This window comes from Hyphomonas sp. (assembly GCF_041689225.1).
In the GTDB taxonomy this organism is placed as follows: domain Bacteria; phylum Pseudomonadota; class Alphaproteobacteria; order Caulobacterales; family Hyphomonadaceae; genus Hyphomonas.
In genome coordinates this window covers 1-4,923 of sequence record NZ_JBDNGN010000166.1, presented here as the reverse complement: position 1 = coordinate 4,923, position 4,923 = coordinate 1, and the positions used below count along the sequence as shown (strand labels likewise).

Here is a 4,923-nt window from a genome sequence, read left to right as displayed (position 1 = left end):
GATGCCGACCGAGCTGCGGGCCCGGTCGCGCGCGATGAAGTGGCTGATGTGGCAGATGGCGGGCTTCGGTCCGATGCATGGGCAGGCGCACCACTTTATCCGCTATGCGCCGGAAGGTCAGCTCTATGCGGTCGAGCGTTACCGCAATGAGGCCGTTCGCCTGATGGGCGTGCTCGAGCGCAGGCTTGCTGATGCGCCTTATCTCGCCGGTGAAGAATTCTCAGTCGCTGACATTTCCGTGTGGCCCTGGGTGCGGGCGACGCGCGCGATCGAGCTGTCGCCTGATCCTTACCCATCCACCCAGCGCTGGTTCGCGACGATCGGAGAGCGGCCCGCAATCGCAAGCGGAACGGAGGTCAAGAATGCGGCCAACCTGGCCAGCCTCCGTCCGACACTCACGGTGGAACAATGGTCCAACCTGTTCGGTGAGAACATGCTGCGTAGCGGCGCCTAGATCGCGCATTCGCTCCACTCGCGTTCGACCTTGCCATCAGTGCGGCGCACGGCCACCCAGGACCCGCCCGGAATGTCGTCTCGCTCCACCAGGTCCATGACGGCATCGGCAATATCGTCGGGCGTGCAGCGTTCATAGTTTTCGAGCACCGGCTGCATCCATGAAGCGGCCTCGCCGTTTGCGCCGGTCTTCAGCAGGATCGGCGTATCGGTGAGGCCTGGCAGCACACCAAGAACACGCACATTGTGGGTCTCCTGCATGGGTGAGCAGGCCTTGACGAACATGTGAGCGCCCGCCTTCGTCGCTGAATAGAGAACATCCGTGAAGCCATTGCCGAGCGCCACCGTGGAAACCGTATTCACGATGACGCCGCCGCCACGCGACTTCATCGCTGCCAGCGCGATCTCGGTGGTGGTCATCAGGGAGGTCAGGTTCACGTCGACGATCAGCTTGATTTTCCGGGCGCCAGCTTCGGGAAATTGCGGCGTACCCGAAACGATACCGGCATTGTTATAGAGTATGTCGTAGCCGCCATCGGTCGCAGCTTCACGCACCAGCCAGGATTCGAGTGACGATATGTCCGCGAGATCAATGTGCTCCGTGCGCGTGATGGCGCCAGCGGCGGTGACCAAACGCGCTGTTTCGGTCATACCCTCATCGTCGATGTCCACGACAATGACACGGGCTGCGCCCTTCTTCGCAAATTGAATTGCGGCCGCGCGCCCGATGCCGGCGGCGGCGCCCGTCACGATGATTGACTTGCCGCTGATGTTCATGTCGTCCTCCCTTTTTACCGTGGGCTCTGCGGCCCCTCATGGTCGACAGCTTAGAGCCGGGTGGCTTTTCGATGCAATCAAAACATAAACCAAATTGACAATAAATGTGTGGGGCGTACTGTCATAAAAGGGTGCGCGATAGCGCCGATCGGGAGAAACAATGTCTGAGAGCACGGCGAACGTCGCCTTTGATTCCAAACCTGCGACCGGTACTCATCCCGGCGGACGGTTGGCTCTTGTTCTGCTGACACTGATTGGAACGATCAATTTCGTCGACCGGCAATTGCTGGCGGTTCTTGTCGAGCCGATCCTTCAGGACCTGCACTTCAGCGATACGGTATTCGGGTTGCTGACCGGCCTATGCTTTGCACTTTTTTATGCGACGATGGGTGTGCCAGTTGCGATGGTCGCCGACCGTGTAAACCGCGTCCGCCTCGTTGCGGCGGCATGTACGGTGTGGAGCATTTTCAGTGGAGCGTGCGGGCTCGCGACCAGCTTCTGGCAGCTCGCCTTTGCGCGCTTCGGTGTCGGTATTGGCGAGGCCGGGGGAACGGCGCCTTCGCTCTCAATCCTCGCGGATTACTATCCGCCGGAGAAGCGACCAGCCGTCATTGGCATGTTCACGGTCAACGGCCCCTTGGGTGTGTTTATCGGAATTTCGTTTGGGGGCTGGGCGGCAGCGCAATTTGGTTGGCGGGGTGCATTCTTCATGGTCGCCATTCTTGGCGTCTGCCTTGCGCCGCTGCTGCTCCTGCTGGTTCGTGAACCAAAGCGCGGTGCAACCGAGACGCGCCGTGTGGCGGAGGATGCACCAGCGCTGAGCCTTGCTTCGACCGTCCGGCTGTTTCTGCGTTTACCGACACTTCGCCTTCTCCTGCTCGGCAGCGGGGCATCTGCTTTTGTCAGCTATGGCCTTCTAAACTGGATCCCAGCCTATCTCATGCGTGAAGCGGGCATGTCGCTTCCGCAATTGTCAGCCTGGTTCGGACCCGCCGCCGGCATTTGCATGGGAATCGGCATATGGGGCGGCGGCACAATCGTCAATATTGGCGCGCGCAAGAGCCTGACGGCGTATGCTTGGGCGCCGGCAATTGCCATTCTTGTTGGCGTTCCTGTTTTCATCATGGCTCTGTTTGTGCCCGGCTGGCCGCTGGCTTTGGCATTAATGCTTTTGCCAATGATCTGTATAACGATCTATGTCGCGCCAGCCCTCGCGCTCGTTCAGAACCTGGCGCCGCTGCGTGCGCGGGCGACTGCGACAGCGCTGCTCCTGCTGGCTTTTAACATCGTCGGCCTGGGCCTTGGTCCGCTTTCCATTGGCATTGTCAGCGATCTCCTGTCGGCCGCAGGCGTGGCGCACAGCTTGCGCTGGGCGCTGCTCTGTACTGCTCCCGCAGCGCTCGTGGCAGGCGTTGCCTACATTCTCATGGCCCGCACAATCGTGGCCGATTCCGCAGCAACCGTAAAGGAACAAGCGCTATGAAAATCGTCCCCGGAAGTGTCGCTTTCGTAACCGGTGCAGCCAGTGGTATTGGCCTGAACCTGAGCAGGGAACTCGCGGCGCGAGGTGTTGATGTCATCATGGCGGACATTGATGCCGAACGTGTTGCCAAGGAGGCCGAAACGGTCGCCGCTGCAGGTGTGCGAACGCTTGCGATCAAGCTCAACGTGGCCGACGAGGCCGACTGGGACAAGGCGGCCAAGGCGGCCGCGGCGTTCGGTTCCGTCAGCCTCCTCTTCAGCAATGCAGGTGTCGGCGGCGGCGCCGGCAAGCTGGAGGACTACGATACCGACGTCTGGCGCTGGACCTATGCCGTCAACGCGCATGCCCATCTCTATGCTTGCCGTGCCTTCCTGGGCCGCATGAAAGCGTCCGGCGCGCCTGCCCACATGGTCGTCACGGCCTCCATGGTGGGCATCGTGCCACCACCTATCTCGTGCGCCTATATCTCGTCTAAGTTTGCGACACTCGGCATTGCCATGAGCCTGCGCAATGAAACAGCCGACACGAATGTAGGCGTGTCCGTGCTCTGTCCTGGCATGTCGGCGACCCGTATCGTCGAAACGACCCAGACGGTGCGGCCTGGCGCTAAGGAAGAAGGCAATGCCGCCGATACAGCCAGGGCCATGTCAGGTGTACTGGCCGGTGGCATGCCGCCGGCCAGTGTTGCCAAGCGCGTCCTTAAGGCGATTGAGCAGGACGAGTTCTACATTTTCACCCATCCGGAATGGAAACGCCTGGTCGAACCGCAATTTGCCGAGTTGCTTGCCGCATTCGGGGAGTCGGCCGATCCGGGTTACAAGGGCGATGATATTGATGGATTGGTCGCTGCCAATGGAGCGACCCGCATGAATGTTTCCGGTGATAGCTGAAGCCCGCCAACAAGAAGAAGGAGAAACCGATGAGCCAAGATGAAATCCGCGCGCTGGCAAAGCGCTTCTTCGATTGTGTCGAATCTGGAGACATCGATGGCCTTGTGGCGTGCTATGCGCCTGACGCCAAGATATGGCACAATACGGACGAACTCGAGCAGGGGCCCGAGGATAATCGCAAGGTGCTCGCCGGCATGGTGACGCGTATCTCCGACCGCCTCTATGACAATCGCCGGGTCGAGATATTCGACGGCGGCTTCCTGCAACAACATATACTGCGCGGCACGCGTGTTCAGGACGGTGTGCGTGTGGCGCTGCCGGCCTGTGTGATTTGCGCCGTCAAGGATGGCTACATCACGCGCCTCGATGAGTATTTCGACTCGGCGCGCGTCAGTGAATTCCGCAAATACGCCTGAACAAAGAAAGGAGACCGCATCATGTCAGTTATCAGACAAGTCCCGCGCGCCGAAATTACCAACGAGACTATGAAACGCTACTTCAACCGCCTCTTTGGACCTGATCGCGACCCGATCGATGAGCCGGGTACGGCGACAGGCACGCCCGGCGACTGGTGGTCTGTCTTCGCGCTTTCCGAAGACATCTTCCAGCACAGCGTCGACGGATTTGCGCTCTATCGCAATCCGGACCGCAAGCTTGACCCAGTCCTGCGTGAGCTCGGACAGACCCGCGCGGGTTGGGTGGCGGGCAGCCAGTTCGTCTTTTCCCAGCACTGCAAGTCGCTTCGCGGCCTCGGCGTGCCGGACGACAAGATCGCCGCTATCCCCTACTGGACCGTGTCGGACCTTTACGACGACAAGGAGCGGGCCGTTCTGGCCTATGCTGACTGCCTCGCAGGCGCCAATGGACGCACGCCGGACGCGGTTTTCGACAAGCTGAAGACATTTCTCAGCGACCTGGAAATCTTCGAGCTCACCTACATCACGAGCCTCTATACGATGCACGCAGTCATGACGCGCGCCTTGCGGCTCGAGTTCGATGACCGCGACGAGCCCATTGTCGAGGTCGAGGCGCCCGAAGGCTTCAGTGCGTTGGACTTCCTCGGCGGACGCCGGGAAGACGAATCGAAGAAATCGTAGGGTTCAGCTGACTCCGGCAACAGGGAAGACACCATGATCAAGCTTTATGGCGGGCCGACACCAAATGCCCGCAAGATTGCTATTGCCCTTCTGGAAATGGAACTTCCTTGGGAGCTTGAAGTCGTTGACATTCTTGCCGGCGATCAACTGACGCCCGAGTTTCTCAACCTCAACCCGAACAACAAGACGCCGGTCATCGTAGACGATGAGGGGCCGGGCGGCG

General features: G+C 60.2%; 7 protein-coding genes. 6 read left to right on the top strand and 1 reads right to left on the bottom strand.

Annotated features, from left to right (window positions below; all coding sequences use genetic code 11):
- Positions 1-454, top strand: a 454-nt coding sequence (locus tag ACESNB_RS16500) for a glutathione S-transferase C-terminal domain-containing protein (RefSeq protein ID WP_373009311.1), incomplete at its 5' end; no start/stop codon positions are given.
- Here the strand turns inward: ACESNB_RS16500 and ACESNB_RS16495 are convergent.
- Positions 451-1,230 carry an SDR family NAD(P)-dependent oxidoreductase gene (locus ACESNB_RS16495; RefSeq protein ID WP_373009309.1) on the bottom strand — a complete coding sequence of 260 codons (780 nt, stop codon included), beginning with the start codon at positions 1,228-1,230 and terminating at the stop codon, positions 451-453. The genes ACESNB_RS16500 and ACESNB_RS16495 overlap by 4 nt on opposite strands.
- A 160-nt stretch (positions 1,231-1,390) precedes the next feature.
- Here ACESNB_RS16495 and ACESNB_RS16490 point away from each other — a divergent pair, with 160 nt between their 5' ends.
- The 5 genes from ACESNB_RS16490 to ACESNB_RS16470 form a co-directional block, all read left to right on the top strand.
- On the top strand, positions 1,391-2,713 hold the full coding sequence (locus ACESNB_RS16490; protein ID WP_373009307.1) for an MFS transporter: 1,323 nt from the start codon (positions 1,391-1,393) through the stop codon (positions 2,711-2,713).
- The gene (locus ACESNB_RS16485) at positions 2,710-3,603 is read left to right on the top strand and encodes an SDR family NAD(P)-dependent oxidoreductase (RefSeq protein WP_373009305.1); all 894 of its coding nucleotides are present in this window, start codon (positions 2,710-2,712) and stop codon (positions 3,601-3,603) included. Before ACESNB_RS16490 ends, ACESNB_RS16485 begins: the two co-directional genes overlap by 4 nt.
- 29 nt (positions 3,604-3,632) lie before the next feature.
- Entirely contained in the window at positions 3,633-4,019 is a 387-nt protein-coding gene (locus ACESNB_RS16480) for a nuclear transport factor 2 family protein (protein ID WP_373009303.1), read from the top strand.
- Between the two features lie 21 nt (positions 4,020-4,040).
- Complete coding sequence (locus ACESNB_RS16475) at positions 4,041-4,700, top strand: carboxymuconolactone decarboxylase family protein (protein ID WP_373009301.1); 660 nt, start codon at positions 4,041-4,043, stop codon at positions 4,698-4,700.
- A 33-nt stretch (positions 4,701-4,733) separates the two neighbouring features.
- Positions 4,734-4,923 (top strand): glutathione S-transferase N-terminal domain-containing protein (locus ACESNB_RS16470; RefSeq protein WP_373009299.1); only part of this gene is annotated, 190 nt, incomplete at its 3' end.

Excerpts from the sequence above, each read along its gene's own strand:
- ACESNB_RS16480 (WP_373009303.1), top strand. The coding sequence starts at position 3,633 with ATGAGCCAAGATGAAATCCGCGCGCTGGCAAAGCGCTTCTTCGATTGT.
- ACESNB_RS16485 (WP_373009305.1), top strand. The coding sequence starts at position 2,710 with ATGAAAATCGTCCCCGGAAGTGTCGCTTTCGTAACCGGTGCAGCCAGT.
- ACESNB_RS16490 (WP_373009307.1), top strand. The coding sequence starts at position 1,391 with ATGTCTGAGAGCACGGCGAACGTCGCCTTTGATTCCAAACCTGCGACC.
- ACESNB_RS16475 (WP_373009301.1), top strand. The coding sequence starts at position 4,041 with ATGTCAGTTATCAGACAAGTCCCGCGCGCCGAAATTACCAACGAGACT.
- ACESNB_RS16495 (WP_373009309.1), bottom strand. The coding sequence starts at position 1,230 with ATGAACATCAGCGGCAAGTCAATCATCGTGACGGGCGCCGCCGCCGGC.